Genomic DNA, 19,380 nt, shown 5'->3' on the forward strand with positions numbered 1-19,380 from the left:
AGCCCCTGGTTAAATGCCTTGCGAGTTACGAAAAGCACGGAATCGCTCGCAGGCTTCCTGCGACGAATCACCCAGGTGCCACAGCGTGCCTTCTGACGCTAGATAGGCCGAAGTCTCCTCTTCCCATAGCACGGCAAAGGCAGTCGTCGAGATGAGAAATCCATCGCATTTGCCGTCCATGACAGCGTTCTGCAGCACGTTTCTGTGACTCTCAATAAACTCTGAATTGAACGCGCTCAGTACGCCTCTCGCATCAGCTTTGTTAGGACCACTCACGACTTTCCCGACAGGGACCAAATCGTCCAAATTGAGGGCAATGATTCCGCCATTGTTGAACGGTGCCAGCTGCCTAGCAGCATGGCTGACACGCTTCTCAACCCCGAGCGTTGACCAGATCTTCTTGCATGCGATCGGGTAATCGCCCATGCCGAAGTCAACCAGGATATCTGGCTCTGCAGCTTTGGCCGTAAGCCCACGGTTCTTCAAGTCGGAAAGCAGCACCAGCTCCCACAGAGCGTCTTTCCCTTGGTGAGAGTTGCTCCGATCGTGAGGCTGCATTACTCCGCCGGCCATGCGCTTGAGCGCCTCTTGAATCCCTGGTTCATCTGGCAAATTGGTGACTGCATCAGCGAGACGATTCACGTACGCCGCTTCCCACACCACCCGGTCATCCGGCTTCACCTGGTCAGCCCATGCCCGGCTCAGCTTGTCGGCCTGACTGAGCAACTGACAAAGCGCGCTCCCGGACCGAAGCCTGATGTTGCGCTGCACCAGCACGGCCCTGACTTGCTGGGCTTTAGCAGCAATCTCTTCGTAGGTGTCTACCCAAGCCTTGCTCATAAGATCGACGGGCTTCACTTCACAGCTCCTTTGGAGATGGCTCATGGATTCACTGGAACAATGGCGGTGATAACTGATTCGAGCGCTGCTTTCACCAGTGGCAGAATGAGCTTTCGCCCATCAGCACTGTGCCAGACCGGTTGCCAACTCGCACCTTCAATGGAAGGGAGAACGAATTTGCCCGGCCTGCGCTAGCCGAGTACCTGTCGGTGCAGGCCGGCGGATGGCCTCAGGGCAGCTGGAGCGCCCCATTACCTGCATGGCTGGGCTGGATGTCTTTGAACCCGGGATGCTCCAGGTCGACCGTCAAGCTGCTCTCAGCGAAATCCTTTCCCACATACTTCTGTGCCCAGGACCGGCGCTGATCCGGCGTTCTGCATGCACACGCACGCTCGTGGCGGCTGAGCCAGGCCTTGCAGAGCCTCTGCATGTCGCGCTTGAAATCGGAGACCAGTCGATACTCAGCCCCACAGTACGAGCACTGAGCAGTTCCAGTGTTATGTGCCATAAATCATTTCCGAGTGACGGGCGCCCGAAGGCCCGCCCTGCTTCTGGTGATATGCATCTTGGCGCAGGACCGCCCGTACTGCACGTGTTCGCGAGGACTCAAACGGGTTGTCCGGTGGCGCTTGCCGCAAGTCCTTTGCAGCCAGGCTGATTTGCCTGATGCGGGATCGCAGCCAGTTGGCATCTGCCGTGTAAATGGCATCGGGATTGTTGGCCAACAGGGCGCGCAGTTTATCGCCTAATTCGGCGTTGATCACCACTCGCCCCAGCAGGTGAAAGTCGTGATGGTGCAGCGTTGCACAATCCTCAGCACTCATGGCCGCTAGATTGGATGGGATCCCCGCGCAGAACTGATCTGTTTGAAAGATACGCTTGGCATGCGCCAGCATCACACCCGCTGAGAGCTCCCCACACTGCAATGGAATAATCACACGAGCGCCGGCCATGATCCACGTGCGCACTCGCTCTGCATGCACAGCCCACAAGTCGAGGGTTGCCGATTGGTCACCGATGATGTCCGGCGCCACGATGCTAAGAGCCCCTGGGAAGTCTGTCCGCGCCAGCACGCATTCGTACGTGAAAAACACTTTCTCCCAGCCCACGAGCTCGCCCTTCTGGAAGGCTGAAAAGGCTCCGGAGTCGATGAACACGGAACCTCCTGCATTCAGGTGCCGGGGAAGCGTGCCAAAGATTTTCAGGCTATCCAGCAACGTTGCAACTACCCCTACGGGGACGCCCTCATCAACCGCAGCTCGCAGGTCCTGAGAACTGGACATTCCAGAATGAAAGGCAACGCTCCAGGTCAATGGCATGATCTTGATTCCCCCTGCTGCGCACACGAACCCCGCGGCGCTTACACGGCATCGACCCAGCTCGCTGGCTGGGGATGCGTGGTTCAGGGAGATCTAGATGTGCACCGCAGTTTGATCGTTCGTGATGCGGACCTGGCCTGCTACAGAACAAGGTGGATGATCAATCCAGCCCCCGTAGGCTGCTAAGTCCATAGTCATCGCGCAAGATTCGCAGCTGCTCCTTGTCCATTTCGTCTAGGGCCGAGCAGTTTGCGTCGGCTAGGCCCTGCCGGCGCAGCAGATCAGCTGCATCACCTCTGTCATAGATGTAGCGCGACAGGTCCGCGGCGGCGAGGAGAATACCGACCTGCAGCTGAGTCGGTTTGTTGCGAGGCTTGCGCTTGGCGACAGCCATGAGGATGTCCTCGATCGTGGTGTGAGCCGGTCAGGCCCTGGGTGGATGTACCGGACAAGGCCGGCGCGGGCCGTACTGAGGCGGGCAAGTGCAGCTCATGCCTTCGCGAGCGCCTCGACCAGAAGCGCATCGAACTCGTCCACCGCCAGCGGCACCCAGCGATCATCGATCAGCTGGTCGTGGTACCACTTGAGACCCGCGTAGGACACCCGCACACAAACGCCGCCCAGTATTACCAATGGCACCTGGCGTACAGACGCTGGCAGGATTACCGGGGGAATGTCAGCAACAGAGGCCTTCACAGCGAGGTTTTCCATCGCCTCACGCAGGGCGACGGCACTGACCTTCTGGGCCTGAGAGTTGCCAGACAGGGCAGTACGCAGAGTCTCGACGGCGGAGCAGGACCCGCGGTCATCGCCATTGCACCGCGCCACAAAGTCGTCAAGCCACAGCAGCGCCTCTTCAACATCGCCAGCACAGGCCGCCGTTTGAGTGTCATCACCAGGCTGGCTCTGAGCGGACTGCGACGCCCCTTGCTCGGTGAGCCATGCCGCTACGTGGTCGGCGCTCATAACAGCCAAGGTTTCCGAGCAATTATCACAGCCCAGAACCAGCTGGCAGCGAATGTCGCTGGTGCGCAGTCGCCCGTGCTGCGCATCACTGATGTTCTGGTTGTGTGTCTGCCAGCTCAGGGCCTTGCTTCCGCACTCGCGGCATTCGGTAATCTTAGTGATGCTCATGCTGTGCCTCCTGCAGGCGTTCGACATCTGGCAGCAACTGCGCCAGCGGGTCAGTGGTGAAGCTGTCTTATCGCGGGTACCGGACCGGCGAACCGGGCCGATGTGATTAGGCTGGGCCGCGTGGCACTTCGTAGTACGAGCTGCGTAGCCGGTTCACGGTATAACCGCGGCGGCGCAGCGCCTCGACAACCGAAGGGCCGTTGCCGGTGTAGCGGCCAGTTGCAAAGCGCAGAGTGACCCCATGTGCCTTGCAGTGCTTGAACTCTTCAATCAGGCGCTCAGTGTTGGTCATGATTCGTCCTCCTACGCCGCCGCCAGGCAGTCGTTCCAAAGTTGTGGGTCCGCGTACATGAAGTAACCGGGCTTGTCCGGATTGGCCACGCAACGCCCACCCTTCTGCCGGTACGTTTGGTAAGCCCGGGCAACGCGAGACTTCTGCACCTGATCTAGCCGGCGTATCTCCGCCTTAATCTCCAGGTCGAGCGTGAAGCCCTTCGCTGGCGCCATGGCGCAGGTTGTGCCGAAGTGACGTATCTCGTTGGTTTCGCAGTCCTCGATCCAAACCACACGCTTGAGGCCTTGCTTGCCGCAACATTCGCAGTGCGATTTGTCGTCGTTGATCCCGAGAAATTTGAAGCGGCTCATGGCGTGCCCTGATGAGTGACTGAGCCAAAAAGTTAAACTATAGGGCAACAAATAGCAATACAGATTAAACTATATGGCAACCTTTTCTCTTCCATGCGAAGCCTTGCTCAAATCGCCGGTTTCACATCAGTCCGTGAGAAAAGCTCAATATTTCACAGTGAAAAGCCCTGAACGCAGTCCAGGGCCTCAAACGGCTGCCTTACCGGCCAAACACACGGTCAAGCACAGGCCTTGACTCGATGATCGCGGTACCCAGCTCATCGACGGTCGTAGCGCCCGTCAGGCGGTCCTCGACTGCGGACAGGTCGGTAAGCAGCTCGTCGTTGCCACCCTCCTTGTAGAGCGTGCTCTGCACAGCTTCGAAGGTCCGCAGCAGATCGCGGTGGGTGTCCTGGAAGTTGCTTTCACTGCCAGAGACGGTTGCCTGGGCCCAGCTGGTGAGCGGGTGGTGGCGAGCCTCCACCTTACCGGGGCCGAACATGCGGTCGTAGGAGCGCTGCACCAGGCTTTCAATCAAGAGGCCGTTGTTTCTGTCATCCATTCGTATGCTTCTCATCGTGATGACGTGATCGTCACGTCGTGGTGATGATGCCAGGCGCACCCGGCATCGGTTTCGCCGATCAGCGGCAGCTCTGTATCGGCGGTCTCTAAAGGGTCTTCAGCATGGGGCACCGGCTGATCTGGCGCCCAAGCCGTAGGCCTAGGTCGATCAGCCTCATTCTGTCGCCAGCTGCGACACGCTCAGGCCTACCGCGACGGGCCGTACCCAGATGGGCATGCTGCTGAGCATGAAGGTTTCCCCTTGGGCTGCCAGCAGCAATGTCGTGCCCATGACATGCCCGATCGCCTCCGCCGCCGCCGGCGGAACGGCGTTGCCAATCCGCTCGCGCCAGGCCTGATCGCTCAAACCGTCCAACTCCAACTGCTCCTCGGGCTCGACAAGGCTTTGCAGCGCTGCCAGTTCCAGAGTCGTGAAGGGGCGGTGCCAGGTCCCGTCGAGCGACTCGATAATGCAAGTGAGCCTGTCGTTGGCCTCTGGGAGCCGGGGATCGGCTACGCTCCAACGGCCGTTGTCATGCTTGGCGCTTGCAGAGACGGCTCCCGCTGAGCCCTGCCACGGCACCACGCCGTAATGCCCGCCAGTCAGGTAAGCGTCGCCCTTTGTGCGTTTCATGGCCGGTCGGGGATCGGCGACGCTGAATGTGCCTTGTCCTGGGCTTTTAACTCCAATGACGGCACCGCTGGTGTCCTGCCATCGGCGAACACCATACTGCTGGTACTGCAGGGCGCCAGCTTTGGCTCGCGGATCTGCAACCGAGAACGCTCCGTTTGTTGGGTTCGATCGGCCAGCCACCGTGCCCATGCTGTCATTCCATCCATGCACCCCCATGTATCCCGATCGGTACCCTGGAACAATGATCAAGTCGCGCAGGTAACCATCCTGGATCGCGAGATCATTCAGGCTGCGCCAGTCTTTTCCGGCTTCGACCAAGGCCAGGCGGACCCATGTTTTCCATTGCAGAGCCGGCACCCGGTGCATAGGGCCAGCCTGCTCGATATCGCCGGCCAGAGGCATGCGACCGAGGATGTCACCTACAGCACGAAGGCTCTTCTTCTCTGGCTCATACAGGAACGACGGCACCTTCTCGACGTGGCGAGCCACCAGCAGGAATCGCTTGCGGCTTTGAGCCAATCCGCCGATGACCCCACAGTCATGGGTGGTTTCGGCGACGGCATATCCATAGTGGCTTAGCAGAGCGCCGATCTGGTCCAGCAGATGGCGGCCACGATTGGCCAGGCGTGGGACATTCTCGAATACCAGCATTGGTACAGGGTCATCCCGCCACGCCTCCGCCATCAGCCAGATACAGCGCAGAGTCAGCTCGTTCAAGGCCTGGTACTTCGGGGTCAGGCTCATCTTCTCCGACAACAACCCGCTGGCGCCCTTGCATGGGGAGCTGATGAAAACGGTGTCGGGCCGGCGGTTCTGGGCCGCACGGCGGATGTCCTCTGGGAGTGCCTCCCGCCATCCGGCTGGCGGCTCCTTTCCGTGGAAGCGGATGTACTGATCACGTGTGAAGAGATCCAACAGCGTGCCTTCAACACCGGACAATCGCTTGAAATCGGCGAGGCCGGCCGGGTCAACGTCAACGCCTCCCAAGCACTCCCATTCAGCTTGCACGTTACCGACGATGGGCTTTGCCCGGTTGAAGCCCTTGGCGCCCCCCCCCAAGCCGCAGCAGAAGTGGAAATGGGTGAGGATTTTTTTTATCAGCATGCAGTGTCCTACGAGAGTTGAGTGGCGCCCGCCAGGTGGACTGGCTCCCCTGGTTTACCTACGGACCGGACTAAAAATTAAACTATAGGTCAACCTTTATCAATATTTATTAAACTATATGGCAATTTTTATCTTTGTCCAAAACGACTTCCGTGGGTTACGCTCTACCCTGGAGGCCAAAAAAATCCGGCCAAGAATGGCCGGATTGGGTGTAGCGTTCGTGAGCTTTGCGCGGTGCAAGGAAACGCTGGCTAAAAGGGCGGGTTCCGAAGATAGTCGTAATATTGCGCGTCCAGCAGAGCCGCTGGTGAAGGCTCGATCGCAATCAAGGTCCATTTACCATCGACACACCGGCCTACCTTCCCATAATTGAGACCGGGCAAGTCGTAGCTTCGCTCGATCGTTGCCCAGTCCTCTGGATACTGTGCCTTGAAGACCTTCCGGAAAGACTCGTTGCCGTAACTGCCCATGATGGTTACGACAGCAGAGAACTTCTCATCTCGATCGCTGATCAGCTCTATTGAGCTGGCCATCAGTTTGGGTGCAGCCTGTTCGTTGGGTGTCCGCATGCCATAATCTCCATTGGCAAATATCTGCCAAAAACAGCCTTCTATCGGTGCGATGTCGACAGCCCCATCGCATTCACTGGTCAACTCGAAATGGGCAACACCAGCCGATAACGAAACCTGGCGCCACAGTGCACACAGAACAAGAAGGGGGTCGGCACCTATCGCGAGCTCCGATCCTTGCCCGTTGGGCCTCTGCAGTTCCCTATTCCTCCCGATCGAGCTCAGGCGTTCTGTACGTTTTCCACTGCAGCAGCGTGTACCGCCCGAGCTTCACCTTCGTCTCGGTTACCACCTGGCCAAAGGCGTAGTTACCGACCTCGGTCACCCAGACCGAGATCAAGTTCTGCCCCAGGCCGGCCCCGAATAGCCGCTGCAGCAGTGTTCGCCGGGTAGGCGCTTCTGCGAGTGGGGTCATGCTCATAGTCCACCTCTGTAAGCCGTTGTCCCGATGACGCCGAAATGTGCCATCGCTAGTGTCAGTTGCCAGCCCCGTATCCCTCCCACGGAAACGCTGGGCTGGCGCCTTTCGAAATGTGCCATCGTTAGTTTCTGGTGGTTTGTATGGCACATTTGGTCAAGTCAGTAGCAGAAGGGCCCGCTAAACTGCCACGTGCACGACTAGAGTACATTTGTACTCCTAGCACCAGCAGCTTATCCTTCAGCCGCCCGATCGTTCAAAGGAAGACAGTGGGAGCATGCGCCTTGGCCTTCCCCCTTCTTGGCCGCGGGGAGCTCTTATTCTGTTCGGTCTTACGCCCGTTCCCAGAGTTGCTCAAGTTCACGTCGTAGAGCTCACACAAGCTCGCGAGCTGCTCGGCCGGTATCAACCGGTGCATCTTGCTGAGCCGCAGCAAGATGGCCTTCGGGGTGCGCTTGTGTGCGGTGGCAAGCGCGTCGATCGCTTCGCCATTCCGGTATCCCGCAACGAGCCGCTGGTCTTCGTCATCGGTCCACTTGCTGCCCTGGGCCGTCGACTCGGTGCTCCCGCTGACAGTGCGGCTTGCTTTTGCCGGCTGCTGCACAGGCTCGACTTCCCGTGCTGGCGCCTGTGCCATCTGCACTGGAGCAGCAGGAAGCTCTGAATCAAGTACCGTCGACAGCATGGCCAACCACCTGGTGCGATCAGTGTCACGTGAGTGGTGGAAGCCAACGCTGCCTATCACCACCATGGGGTTCACGTTCAGCGCTGCAGCGATCTGCCAGGCGTGATAGTTGTCCAAGAGATCCTTGCCGGTGCGCCATCGGGAGAACTGGGTCTGGCTGACACCGAGAAACTCTGCAGCCGAGACATCGCCATGAAACCCTTTGACCACCTTCAGCTGGTCGAGCCAGTTAGCAGCGGTCTTGACCAACTTCACATGTGGACTATTCGTCTGGTTCGAGAATGGCGTCGACCGCTTGGCACGCTGCGACAACGCTGCGGCTCCCGCAGCTGCGGCCAGGCGCAAGTTTGCTGTGATCGGTACACGCTCATCACCGCACTCAATCCCGGCTTCGTCCAAGCCGGCCGACAGGTTGATCAGGATCGCGATGGATCGATTCGTCATCTCATCTTGTTTGGCCATGCCCCCTCCCCTGGATCCGCTGAGGATCGCTACATGCTGCCCCGGGATACCGAGGGCCGCCGCCTGAAAATGAATCATAACGGCATAACTGATTCTTTACACGTACCTATATGCTAACAGATTCAAGTAAAACTCATCAGAGATTGCCAGATCCGTGTGTGGAGGGGCGGATCGCGGTGACGATCTGCAAGTGTAGGTTCACAGAAAAGCTGCACGCTTTCACAAATAGATGACCGGCCGGGCTTCAACCATGGCCCCTGTCGGTCACCATCAAGCCCGCCTTCGCGGGCTTTTTTTTGCCTGGAATTCCTGCCGGGGCGCCCTACTCCGCTCATTGGAAAATGATGCAGATGGGGGGATTTGAGGAAGTGATTTGATGGGGCGCTGGAAGTGCTGAGAGGGTCGGCGGGCGGATCTGAGCAGCAGAGAGATTGAGAGGACTTTAAAACTAATATTTGAACACCTTAATAGTTAATTAAGCGTACGTGTTAAGTATTAATTTGAACAATTTAGTATGGAAATGGAATTTGGTGGAAGTTGCCATTTTGGATTTTTTGTAGATTTCGAAGGGATGTTGGAATAAGATCTATGACCAACTTTTCCGCTTTGCACTGAAGATTTTCAGCCAAATCAGCTGTTTGAAGCGAGAGCTTCAGACCTGATCCAAATTGCTCCAGCGATCACGAAGTGGCCGTTTAGAAATAAAGAGAGCAAGCCGATTGCTTTAGATTCTGATCAGTCATGAGAGTCATGACCAATGAGAGAAAAGGAGACCTGAAAATGTAGAAAAACGCGATCAATCCCGAGAGGACTGACCGCGCTTAGCGAAGCAGACTTGCGTCCTCAGAACCCGCAATGTCTGCTTTTTCGAAGCGACTGTCAATCCTCTCCCATTTTTTCGACCTTAGCGAGGTTACTCGACGGCACAGTGTTGCCTGTCGAAAGGCCTCACTTCGCCCGCCCTGCGCCTTGATTTTTTGGCGCAGCGTCGGCGCTCGTTTCGAGATTTTCGGAGGTGTTTCATGACAGTACGAAAGGTGGTCACGCGGCGGTCCAACCATTACCGCGGCTACTTCCCATCGCTCAAAAATAAAAAGCCTGTGCCCTGGGAGTCCCAGCTCGAAGGCGCTCTTTTTCGGCTTCTTGAGCTGTCTCCTGCGGTCATCGGCTACGTCCCGCAGCCCAGTGAGGAACGTGTTCCATCGCTCCAGGGCTACTTCAAATATTACCCAGACGTACAGGTTTTCCTCGCGGATGGGCGCGAGTGGTGGTTTGAAGTGAAGCCTCACGACCGACTGAAGATTGCCAGCGTCAGGCAGCGACTGGATGCCGCTGAGCGCTACTTCAACGCCACTGCCCGTAACTTTTCGGTGATCACTGAAAAGTTAATTGAAGCTGAACCCCTGGCTACCAATCTTAGAAGGCTGATGTATCACCGGCGCGGTCCAGAGCTTTCGCATCAGGCGTTGGAGGAGGTAATGGCGACCTTCAACGAATGGCCGCCTATGACCGTTGCAGATCTGCTCTACGTGGTTGGTGAGGGGAAAGCCTGGCGCTTGTTAGGCCTTGGGGTGGTGGGCATTGACCTTGATAGGTCAATTGACACTGACTCCCCGGTCTTCCTGCAAGGGGGGCACCGTCATGCAAACCTTTTCCCTTAGGGTGAAATTGGTCGTCATCGTTCGTGGCGTACTGATGGTGCTTGAGAAGAGGCTTATTGACCGGAAGCTGCTCTTTTTCGATGAGCTTGGTGAGCCCACGAAGCTATCCGAGAAGGAGTTCTATGAGGCCTACGAGAAGCGCGAGATCGAGATCTCCGCTGATCAGCCATACCTTGGGAGGGTTCCGTATGTGCGGAACGTCCCTCCAGATATTTCATGCTTCCCCAAAAAACATGGAGATGAGGCATTGCGTCGACGCAAGTATCTGGACGACCTAACTAAGCGCGGTAAATACAAGCTACATCCTGGTGCTCCTGAGCATCAGACGAGTGAATCGCCCCGAAACCTGTAGATACAAAATGACCGCTTCTCGCCGTTAGCTGCCTTTCTTGAAGGACAGCTTTGGGTCGATAGCGGCCTTCGTGGAGGTTGGTGTCTACGGGGTCGGTTTAGTCAATCTGAATCTCCGGTTTCACCTCCGTGAGGCCGGCCATCGTCATGCATCAGATCTTGATTGACACGCGTGCCGCTTTGGATAGCCTTGCAATTGAGGGCTGCAACTGCGCATTTGTCGGGCCTGGGTACCAGCATGAGCCCCCCGCAATTTTGGCAGCAGAGGAAGCTGGTTCCTCTGAAGTAGTGACGGCGGGCATTGCCAGTCGGATTCTGAACCCAAGGTCGCCAGACTAGGAGCTAAAGGATCGCTGCGACTACTCCTCATCCCTTACCGAAAAGTCACGCGTCGGTCGTAAACGGCCCTTTCCAGGCCAATCAACTTTTGTGATTGGTGAGTAGGGATTTCTCGGCTTTTCTGTGAAAAGCACCCCTTCATTTCACAAAAAAAATGGCGAAGATTCCAATTTCACGGGGTCTGGCCTATCACCTATTTTGTGAACCTACAGCAAGTGACTCACTAGCCCATCTGATCCGTTCATGTGTTTGGTCTAGTCAAAGTCTCAAAACGCAGCTTAGATTCTGCTGTGGCGCCCAGCAGACGCCCGCTAAAGGTTGAGGAATGGACACACGAGACCCAGCCATACGAAAGCTCATTCATCAGCCCGGCTAGAACTCTCAGCGGAAAGCGGAAGCTACCAAGGATGATGCCAGCCCCTGAAGGTGTAGAGCGGGCCGGAGCTGTGCCATGTGGCCCCGGTGAGCTGCGGATTCCACGCCATCCGGCCACCCAGTCCACTCTCATCTGGCCAGGCATTCCACGGCCATCTGGCCACCTGTTCCACGGCCATCCGGCCGGGCAGTCGGAGCGCAGCGACGCAGGGGTTGCATTGTTAGTCTGAGGCGCTCGGTGTCGTCAATTTCTTCGTCTGTTTGCGCATCGATTCCCCCTTCAGATTGATCCGATAAGCGTTGTGCACCAGGCGGTCGAGGATGGCATCGGCCAGGGTCGGATCGCCGATCAGTTCGTGCCAGTTGTCCACCGGCATCTGGCTGGTGACCAGGGTCGAGCGCTGGCCGTAGCGATCATCCAGTAGCTCCAGCATGTCGCGACGCTGTTCGGCGGTGAACGGGGCCAGACCCCAGTCATCGAGGATCAGCAGGTCGGTCTTGGCGTAGCTGCTCATCAGCTTGGCGAAGCGCCCGTCGCCGTGAGCCAGGCCCAACTCCTCCAGTAGGCGCGGCAAGCGCAGGTAACGCACGCTGTAGCCCTCTCGGCAGGCCTGGTGGGCCAGGGCGCAGGCCAGCCAGGTTTTGCCCACGCCGGTGGGGCCGCCGATAATCAGGTTGAGGCCGTCGCGTAGCCACTGGCCGCCGCTCAGTTGCAGGATCAGCGCCTTATCCAGCCCGCGCGGGCTGCGGTAGTCGATGTCTTCGAGGCAGGCGTTGTGCTTGAGCCGGGCCTGGCGCAGGCGGCTGCTCAGGCGCTTGTCGTCGCGTTCAGTCAGCTCGCGGTCGACCAGCAGGCCGAGGCGTTCCTCGAAGCTCAGGCTGTCGATGTCCGGGGTTTTCAGTTGTTCGTTCAGCGCCTTGAGCATGCCGTGCAGGCGCAGGGTTTGCAGCTTGTCCAGGGTCGGATGGGGCAGCATGGTGAGTTTCCTTGGGTTCAGTGGTAGTAGCCGGGGCCGCGCAGGTTGGCGTGGTCGTCCGGCAGCAGGGGCAGGTTGGCTTGAGCCAACGGCAGGCTTTCCAAACCCTGGCGCAGGATCGATTCGAGGCTCTTGTAGCTGCACGCACCGAGGCTGAGGGCGCGACGGCAGGCCAGCTCCAGACGCACTTCGCCATGGGTCTTGCCCAGGCGCAGGATGCCCAGGCAGGCCCGGTAGCCGTGAGTCGGGTGGATGCGCCGTTCGAGGATGTGGCCGATCACGCCGGCGGTGTTCGGTCCGGTCTGCTCGGCCCAGCGGATCAGCCGTTGCGGCGTCCACTCGGCGTGCTCGCGATGGCTCTTGGGCATGTGCTCGGCCTGTGTGCTGTGCCGGCCCTTGTGCGCTGAGCGCAGGTGGCTGGCCACCCGCTGATTGGCGTGGAAGCACTCCACCGTGCGCGCTGTCAGGCGTACTTCCAGTTGTTTCTTCACCAGTTGGTACGGCACCGAGTAGTAGTGCCCATCGACCTCGACGTGGTAGTCGATGTGCACCCGCGCCTTCTTCCACTCGGCATGGACGTAGGGCTGCTCCGGCAGTGGGCGCAGCGCTGGACGATCCAGGGCTTCGAAGGCCGAGTGCCGGGAGCCCGGCAGCTTGCGAAACGGTCGTCGGTTGAGCCGCTCCAGCAACCCGGCGATAGCGCTGTTGAGTTCATCCAGGGAGAAGAACTGGCGGTTCCTCAGCGCGGCGAGGATCCAGCGCTCGACCACCTGCACGCCGACTTCGGCCTTGGCCTTGTCGCGCGGTTTGCGTGCCCGCGCCGGCACCACCGCCACGCCATAGTGCTCGGCCAGATCGCGGTAGCTGGGGTTGATGTCCGGCTCGTAGCGATGGCTCTTACTCACCGCGCTTCGCAGGTTGTCCGGCACCACGATCTCCGGCACGCCGCCGAGGAAGGCGAAGCAGCGGGCATGGGAGCCCAGCCAGTCAGGTAACTGCTGCGACCAGGTGGCTTCGGCGAAGGTGTAGCTGGATGCGCCGAGCACCGCGACGAACACCTGCGCCTGGCGGATCTCGCCGCTGTGGCGGTCGATCACCGGCACCGTCTGCCCGGCGTAGTCGACGAACAACTTCTCGCCGACGCGATGCTCCTGACGCATCACCACGTCCAGCCTGCCCTGCCAGGCCCGGTAGTGCTCGCAGAACCAGCTGTACTGAAAGCCTTTCGGCTGGCTGAGGCGATACTCCTGCCAGAGCAGCGCCAAGGTCACGCCGGGGCGACGCAGCTCGGCGTGCACCCAAGACCAATCAGGCAGTGGCCGCTGCTCACTGGGCACCGCCGGCGATGGCGGGAACAGCTGCTGCTCCAACTCCGCATCGGACAACGAACAGGGCCAACTGAGGCCGCTGGCGGCAAAGCGACAGAGGTAATCGCCGACGGTGACACGACCGACCTGCACACTGACTGCAATCTGGCGAGCCGATAGCCCGACCTCGAACTTGAGACGAAGTACTTCGCGAATCTTACGCATGGATAAACGCTCCACGACGACCTCTCTGCTTCGAAAAAGAGGTCGATGGTAGTGAAGAAATCCTGCGTTACTGCCTGCCCGGTTGAGTGGCCGGATGGCCGTGGAATCAGTGGTCGGATACGCGTGGAATGGGTGGCCGGATCACCATGGAATCGGTGGTCAGATGCTCATGGAATGGGTGGCCAGATGACCGTGGAATCCGCAGGTGAGCCAGGTTATCGCTCACGTTGGCGACCTGCTCGTCGCATAGACCTAGATAAGCAAGATGCGACAGGACTACTACTCACCTGCCCCTACCGCCATCAAAGGAGCTGCAGATGCCCTGGCAGAGCTCGCGGTGGTCAAACAGATCGTTGTAGAAGGGTACCAAGACTGCAAACCCAAGAGAGATCTCCTGGACCGCATTGGTAGGTGCGAACGGCAAGTCCAGCGGTCCGCTTCCCGTAGAAACCCGTAGCCTCCTGCTTCACAGCCGGCTTCCAATAACAAAGCCCGCCAAGGCGGGCTTTGCGAGCCATGTGAGGCTCAGTGAGCAGGGTTGAAGATGAGCTCACCGATACCGACCATGAGGAGGAGAATACCTATTCCTCCCATCGTTGCTGCAGCATCCAGCGCGAAGTACTGCTCACATGCAGCGCCTGATACCAAGAGCCCCAGCAAGGTCACCAGCAAGGCTGCGATTCCTCTGATTAAGATCACCGCCACGCAAGCCAGTATCAGCAGTGAGAAGCGCTCTGGCGTTATGTGGAGCACCCAACTCACCATCTCCTGACCCACAAGCACTGGACCGGAGAGGAAGACGCCCATCGCGAGGGAGAGGAGGCCAAGGGCCCGATACACCGCGTTGCGGTTTACGCCAGTCACTGCTTTCAACTCAGGTTTTTGCATTGCCGGTAATCCCTTGTTCAGTGCTTACTCGGCCGTCGTAGGCGTCTAGTTGCTTCTTCATCTCAAGACGTTGCGCATCGAGCATCTGATTGAGCTGATCCGCTTTGAACACATCGAAGGGAGCTCGTACGAAGGCCAGCACCTCGATCGGCGCCGAGGACTGGCGCTCGACCTTGCTCGACTGACCGGAGCTCGCGCTGTCTGGCAGCCCCAGCATCTCGGTACAGGCCCGGATGGTGTAGTCGTAACACCCCACCTTCGCCTCACCTGCCAGAACAGCGCTCCGGAAAGAGACGCTCGGGAAGATGGTGGTACCACTCACAACCCCAGCCATGATCAGCACCAGGCCGAAGGCACTACCCGCAAATGCGCGAAATGCCCCCACCAGGAATGCGAACAAGCTGACCCCGGACGCAATGAACGAGATGGCTGGGGGATTTACTAACCAAGAGGCATGTTTCAGATCATCGGGGCTCACAGGAACCTTGAAGTTCAGGACGGCGGTGCTGATGGCAGCAAACACGACGTACACCACCAACGCGGCCAGGAAGACGCTCGCGAAGATCAGTGATCCCTCGCCTGCCTTACCCGGCGTGAGATCGAAGTAGTCATTGGAAGAATCGTGGTCACTCATGGTGCTCACCTGCTTGGTTCTTAGTTGGGGGTGTGGGGAGGGTGTCGGTCTGGACTACCAAACCCTTGCGGAGCTCTTCTTTCAGTTCCAGGCGCTGCGTATCGAGCATTTGGTTGAGTTGATCCGCTTTGAAAACATCGAATGGCGCCCGAAGGAAGGCCATCACCTGGACAGGGGTGGCTTGGTGGCCACCAAGCTGGGCCGACTGATCTGGGTTGGCTGCTCGACTGGGCAGCCCCAGCATCTCGGTACATGCGCGAAAGGTGTACTCGTAACAGCCGATTTTGGCCTCCCCTGCAAGAACAGCGCTGCGCAGTGAGACCTCTGGAGCAGTGGAAACGCCACCAACAAAGCTGGTCATGAGTACACCGAGGCTCAGAGTCATCGGGCTGATCAATTGCAGAGCGAGTGCGAAGCCCATGACCAACATTGCGCCGTAGAGAAAGGGCATGAAGTAGGGGGCGTTCACCAACCAGGATGCATGCTGTAGATCCTCAGCGCTGACCGGCACCTTAAATGCCAGGACGAAGATGCTGATTGCCGCAACAACGACGTACAGCCCAAGCAAAGCAAGGAATAGCCCCCTGAATGTGAGCTTCCCCTCGCCGGCCATATCTGCTGCGCGAGCGAAGTATTCGCTGGATGAATCGAAGTCACTCATATTGCTCACCTACTGTGTTCGAATTCCGGGTTGGAAAGGTCCTGAGCTCTACAGCTTCAGGTCCCTGCGGATCTCTCGGGCCGACGGCATTCCGCGGTACCGGTGCACGGAAACCCCTACTGCCTTCATCAGCTCGTCACGACGACGGTCCTTTGCCTTGGCCTTCGAGCTGTTGTGCGTGGAGTCGTCGACCTCGACCAGCGCCACCGGCTTGAGCTTCTTGTCGCAGAGCAGGAAGTCGCAGCGGTTGTGGGCCACCACATGCCGTGCGTGGTTCTTGTCGGTCATGGCGGTGGCCTTCACCTTGATGAAGGCACCGAACACCACCTGGGGAGCGATGACCAGGTCGTTGCCAACTGCCTCCCTGAGTCGCCAGAAGAAGTCCTGCTCGCGCTCGGTGAGCAGGGGGATGCACTGGTAGTGCTTGGTTGAGTAGCCTTTGCGACCCTTCAGCATCTTGAGGGCGACGTACCCGATGGCGCAGACCACCAAGAGCGGGACACCTAACCCGTCCAAGCCATTGAAAATTGACATCCTTACTCCTGATTTAATTCTATACGCGTACCAATACGCTATATGGTTAAAAAATGGCGAGTAATCCGCCTGTGATGTTGGTCAAGTAAATGTGATTACGCTTCCATCTCGGGAGGGGCACCGCCGCCTCCGCCGATCAACAAACCTGCCCTGGCTATTGCTCAATGGGCGTGGAACCGTTAGCGTAGTTATCCGCTCTTACCGACACGCTCGTGTCGTGCAACACCTCACTCCAAACCTCTCGTAGCCAAAGCAAGTCACCGTCCTGCAATCATGCGCGCCGACTTGACCAATCCCACAAACGAACTATTCGAAGCCTGACCGCCTGGCGCGATAATGAGCGCCAGCAACGCCGCTAGATGTGATCCTCCGAGAGGTGCCCGGTGACCGCCGGCAGCTGATGCGAGGGTTCAATACCTACGGCCCGCTTGCCCCGTCGAGAACCCCGGCCTTTCACCTCGCCCGCGGCCGCCGCCTCTTTCACCGCCCGGGCTGCCATGCCCTCATTGACCATGTCCAGAATTTCCTGAGACATCCGCTGCTGCACAATGCGAGAGTTCCCCATGCGGTTGTTCGCATCGGTACGCTCGGCATCCGCAGCCTTTGCCCATTCCCTCAGGACGTCCCGGGCCTCGCCGATGCTCCCCTTGATCTTGACGAAGATCTCGAACATCAGCGGGTCAATGGATACGGATGACTTCCTGGACACGCCTCCCGCTTCACGGCGGTAGAAGATCCGGATGAAATCGTCAGCCATGCCAGCCCCCAGCACCTATCAGTAGGTAGTCCATCAGGCCACATCCAGGTGAAGGTCACTGACCAGGCGCCAGGTGATATCTGGGCAACCGATGAACAAGCCACCATGCAGGCGGCCCTGGCGAACCATTGAAGCCACGGTGTCGGCCGCCTCGGATACGGAGACACCGACAACGCCAGCGATCGCCACCGCGGTCAGTGCGGCATGGCGCAGGATGGCCAGCTCGATGCGCGACTCAACCACATCGCCTTCGAACAACAGAGCGGCATCGGCGCCGACAAGCTCGACCACTTTGGAGTGCGCCCCCGCGCCGGTGGTAGCAGCGAAGGAATCGGCCTCTTGTTCAGGGCTCACAACCAGCACGAGCCCCCCTGCTTGTTCGGTGTGCTTCGCCACAGGTCGTACCGCTTCACCCACAACCCCAGCGGCCTCGCAGTAACGCAGCACTGCCTGGATCTGCTCATTCACCTCAATGGATTCCATCGCACGGGTCAGTGCCACGTACAGCAGGTGGAGTTCTTGGCGTAACTCCGGGGTATCCAGCACCAGCGGCAGGCCGGCATCGGTGATCAGGTTGAGGAAGTCGCTCAGCAGTACGACCTGCGGGAACTCCAACCCTTTCGAACGGTGGGCAGTGCACAGAGTGACGGTCGCATCCGTGATGTCGCTGACGCAGGCATCCTTGATGCGCTGTACCAGGCTCGGGATTTGATCGCCGTACTGCTTGGCAACACTGATGAGGGCGTGGATCTCTTTGTCATCGGTGTCGTTGGCATAAGCCTCCAGATCCTGGAGCGAGCGGAACGCACTGAGCAAAGGATCGCGTAGACGGACACCCGTGTTGGCGCGCAGGTGGTGCACTTCAACCAGCTTGTCGAACGGGTACTCGTTGACGCCACCCACGAAGTGAAGACGCTGGCCTTCCAGCAACTGGACCGCACTGGCGAACAGCTTCGCATTGGTGCGCCCGATGATCGCGTAAGGCTTGGTGCGGTCGACGGCGAATCGGGTAGTCAGCTCATGGCGCGAACTGCGCACTGGGTCCTGCTCGCCGGCGAACTGACGCAACAGCATGGTGGCGAGCTCGGCAATGCCGGCGCCATAACGGTGGCTCTCGCTCAGCGTTACGACTTGATCGAACTGCGACGGCTCGAAGGTGTTGTAAGCACCTCGGAAGCCGAAGATGGCTTGGAAGTCATCACCGGCCAAGCGCAGTGGGCAGCTCTGGCGCAGGATCACCGCTGCAAAGACCGGATTGGTGTCCTGGTACTCGTCCAGCAGGATCTGGTCGTAGCGGTGGCTCAGGTCCGGGTCACCCAAGCTCCACAGTTTCAGGTAGCCGTCGTGCGGCATACGCAGGGGGGTGGATTCCAGAAACTCTGCTCGCTCGGCTTGGCTTTCGCCGCACCCACGAGACCACTGACGCAAGCGCTGCAGATCCGCCCACACATGCTTCGCCCATTCCGCAGCCTTCTGACGGTCATCGCCAACGATCTTTGTGGGCACGTGCGCAGCCAGGATCTCCCGATCTGCCGAGACCATGAAGTTGTGCAGAGTGACGTACAGGTGGCGAGCAAAGGCCATGGGAATCTTGTACTGCTTGGCCAGTTGGGACGGATGGAGATCATCCTGCTTGCCAGTCTTCTTGAACTGGCCACCGACCTCCCAAGCAAGCCCATGGCTGGTCCTGGTGGTGACGTTGGAAGGGAAGCGAGCAGCTGCGTCCTCCTTGTTGGCCTTGCCAAAGGTGACATACAGCAGGCGCTGGTCAGGGAAACGCAGGGCGTGCGCGATGAGCAGCGAGGTCTTGCCGGCCCCCGCCTTGGCGCGGATCAGCAATCGCTTGGCGGTGCTGCCCAGAGCAACAGCCTGGTCTGTGTTTGGGGTGAAAGCTTTCGCGGCCATTGCCGGCCTCCTTGAGGTGCGAGTGGTAGATCAGTCGTCTCGGTTGAAATTGTTGAAGCAGTCGTTGAAGGGGTTATGCCCCTCCTCCTGATCCATGAGCGGGACCTTCTTGCTGCGCTTCGCGTTTGGATCAGCAAACAGGTTGAAGAACACGACCATTGGGATGCTGGCTGCGACCACCAGGAGCAATGAGCCCGCGAACACCCAGCCACCAAAAGCGTGGCGGGCGTATGCAGCAAACAGACAAGCCGCTACAGCCAGAGCAATCGCTCCAACGCCCTTTCCAACCTGTTTCATCACACCGTACTTGCTCATTGCGGCGGCTCCTAAGCACAACCATTTATGACTCAACGATACCTATAGATTTGCATGGATGCAAGACAAATTATAGTTACGTGTTACGAATGCTGGCATAA

The 19,380-nt window shown here is 58.7% G+C and carries 22 protein-coding genes; 2 read left to right on the top strand and 20 right to left on the bottom strand.

The window, feature by feature from the left end; translation table 11 throughout:
- Positions 1 to 9 precede the first annotated feature (9 nt).
- The 11 genes from J5X93_RS26585 to J5X93_RS26635 form a co-directional block, all read right to left on the bottom strand.
- Complete coding sequence (locus J5X93_RS26585) at positions 10 to 858, bottom strand: hypothetical protein (RefSeq protein ID WP_054902301.1); 849 nt, start codon at positions 856 to 858, stop codon at positions 10 to 12.
- Positions 859 to 1,337: 479 nt separating this feature from the next.
- Positions 1,338 to 2,159: a hypothetical protein gene (locus J5X93_RS26590; protein ID WP_250035029.1), complete on the bottom strand. Its 822-nt coding sequence runs from the start codon at positions 2,157 to 2,159 to the stop codon at positions 1,338 to 1,340.
- A 160-nt stretch (positions 2,160 to 2,319) separates the two neighbouring features.
- On the bottom strand, positions 2,320 to 2,553 hold the full coding sequence (locus J5X93_RS26595) for a hypothetical protein (RefSeq protein ID WP_004577606.1): 234 nt from the start codon (positions 2,551 to 2,553) through the stop codon (positions 2,320 to 2,322).
- Positions 2,554 to 2,648: 95 nt separating this feature from the next.
- Entirely contained in the window at positions 2,649 to 3,293 is a 645-nt protein-coding gene (locus J5X93_RS26600; RefSeq protein WP_039614041.1) for a hypothetical protein, read from the bottom strand.
- Between the two features lie 106 nt (positions 3,294 to 3,399).
- Positions 3,400 to 3,585, bottom strand: a complete 186-nt coding sequence (locus tag J5X93_RS26605; RefSeq protein WP_039614040.1) for a hypothetical protein — start codon at positions 3,583 to 3,585, stop codon at positions 3,400 to 3,402.
- Positions 3,586 to 3,596: 11 nt separating this feature from the next.
- A complete protein-coding gene (locus J5X93_RS26610) occupies positions 3,597 to 3,938 on the bottom strand; it encodes a hypothetical protein (RefSeq protein ID WP_004577609.1) in 342 nt (113 codons plus the stop codon).
- 199 nt (positions 3,939 to 4,137) lie between these two features.
- A complete protein-coding gene (locus tag J5X93_RS26615; RefSeq protein ID WP_039614039.1) occupies positions 4,138 to 4,479 on the bottom strand; it encodes a hypothetical protein in 342 nt (113 codons plus the stop codon).
- Between the two features lie 174 nt (positions 4,480 to 4,653).
- Positions 4,654 to 6,216, bottom strand: coding sequence for a DNA cytosine methyltransferase (locus tag J5X93_RS26620; protein WP_023662195.1), 1,563 nt, complete (start codon positions 6,214 to 6,216; stop codon positions 4,654 to 4,656).
- Between the two features lie 251 nt (positions 6,217 to 6,467).
- Entirely contained in the window at positions 6,468 to 6,785 is a 318-nt protein-coding gene (locus tag J5X93_RS26625) for a hypothetical protein (protein WP_039614038.1), read from the bottom strand.
- A 202-nt stretch (positions 6,786 to 6,987) separates the two neighbouring features.
- The gene (locus J5X93_RS26630) at positions 6,988 to 7,200 is read right to left on the bottom strand and encodes a hypothetical protein (RefSeq protein ID WP_177328666.1); all 213 of its coding nucleotides are present in this window, start codon (positions 7,198 to 7,200) and stop codon (positions 6,988 to 6,990) included.
- Between the two features lie 259 nt (positions 7,201 to 7,459).
- A complete protein-coding gene (locus J5X93_RS26635; RefSeq protein WP_177328665.1) occupies positions 7,460 to 8,350 on the bottom strand; it encodes a hypothetical protein in 891 nt (296 codons plus the stop codon).
- A gap of 1,022 nt (positions 8,351 to 9,372) precedes the next feature.
- Between J5X93_RS26635 and J5X93_RS26640 the strand changes: the two genes are divergently transcribed.
- Both J5X93_RS26640 and J5X93_RS26645 read left to right on the top strand, forming a co-directional pair.
- On the top strand, positions 9,373 to 10,011 hold the full coding sequence (locus tag J5X93_RS26640; protein ID WP_011953077.1) for a TnsA endonuclease N-terminal domain-containing protein: 639 nt from the start codon (positions 9,373 to 9,375) through the stop codon (positions 10,009 to 10,011).
- Complete coding sequence (locus tag J5X93_RS26645) at positions 9,992 to 10,363, top strand: hypothetical protein (RefSeq protein ID WP_250035025.1); 372 nt, start codon at positions 9,992 to 9,994, stop codon at positions 10,361 to 10,363. Before J5X93_RS26640 ends, J5X93_RS26645 begins: the two co-directional genes overlap by 20 nt.
- Before the next feature lie 934 nt (positions 10,364 to 11,297).
- Here the strand turns inward: J5X93_RS26645 and istB are convergent.
- The 9 genes from istB to J5X93_RS26690 all read right to left on the bottom strand — a co-directional run bounded on the left by istB (position 11,298) and on the right by J5X93_RS26690 (position 19,279).
- Positions 11,298 to 12,053 (bottom strand): IS21-like element helper ATPase IstB, encoded by a 756-nt coding sequence (istB, locus tag J5X93_RS26650; RefSeq protein WP_250034212.1) that lies wholly within the window; start codon positions 12,051 to 12,053, stop codon positions 11,298 to 11,300.
- Positions 12,054 to 12,070: 17 nt separating this feature from the next.
- Entirely contained in the window at positions 12,071 to 13,585 is a 1,515-nt protein-coding gene (gene istA, locus J5X93_RS26655) for an IS21 family transposase (RefSeq protein WP_218816148.1), read from the bottom strand.
- 525 nt (positions 13,586 to 14,110) lie between these two features.
- On the bottom strand, positions 14,111 to 14,473 hold the full coding sequence (locus tag J5X93_RS26660; protein ID WP_039614035.1) for a hypothetical protein: 363 nt from the start codon (positions 14,471 to 14,473) through the stop codon (positions 14,111 to 14,113).
- Complete coding sequence (locus J5X93_RS26665) at positions 14,460 to 15,107, bottom strand: hypothetical protein (RefSeq protein WP_052261073.1); 648 nt, start codon at positions 15,105 to 15,107, stop codon at positions 14,460 to 14,462. The genes J5X93_RS26660 and J5X93_RS26665 overlap by 14 nt, the downstream gene beginning before the upstream one ends.
- Positions 15,100 to 15,768 (bottom strand): hypothetical protein, encoded by a 669-nt coding sequence (locus J5X93_RS26670; RefSeq protein WP_232881705.1) that lies wholly within the window; start codon positions 15,766 to 15,768, stop codon positions 15,100 to 15,102. The genes J5X93_RS26665 and J5X93_RS26670 overlap by 8 nt, the downstream gene beginning before the upstream one ends.
- Before the next feature lie 48 nt (positions 15,769 to 15,816).
- Positions 15,817 to 16,302 (bottom strand): DUF2726 domain-containing protein, encoded by a 486-nt coding sequence (locus tag J5X93_RS26675; protein WP_052261072.1) that lies wholly within the window; start codon positions 16,300 to 16,302, stop codon positions 15,817 to 15,819.
- 355 nt (positions 16,303 to 16,657) lie between these two features.
- Positions 16,658 to 17,059 carry a hypothetical protein gene (locus J5X93_RS26680; protein ID WP_039614033.1) on the bottom strand — a complete coding sequence of 134 codons (402 nt, stop codon included), beginning with the start codon at positions 17,057 to 17,059 and terminating at the stop codon, positions 16,658 to 16,660.
- 33 nt (positions 17,060 to 17,092) lie between these two features.
- Positions 17,093 to 18,964 carry a UvrD-helicase domain-containing protein gene (locus tag J5X93_RS26685; RefSeq protein WP_250035021.1) on the bottom strand — a complete coding sequence of 624 codons (1,872 nt, stop codon included), beginning with the start codon at positions 18,962 to 18,964 and terminating at the stop codon, positions 17,093 to 17,095.
- A 30-nt stretch (positions 18,965 to 18,994) separates the two neighbouring features.
- Positions 18,995 to 19,279 carry a hypothetical protein gene (locus J5X93_RS26690; RefSeq protein ID WP_023662205.1) on the bottom strand — a complete coding sequence of 95 codons (285 nt, stop codon included), beginning with the start codon at positions 19,277 to 19,279 and terminating at the stop codon, positions 18,995 to 18,997.
- Positions 19,280 to 19,380 lie beyond the last annotated feature (101 nt).

Source organism: Pseudomonas sp. BYT-1 (assembly GCF_023611805.1).
Taxonomy (GTDB): Bacteria; Pseudomonadota; Gammaproteobacteria; order Pseudomonadales; family Pseudomonadaceae; genus Aquipseudomonas; species Aquipseudomonas guariconensis.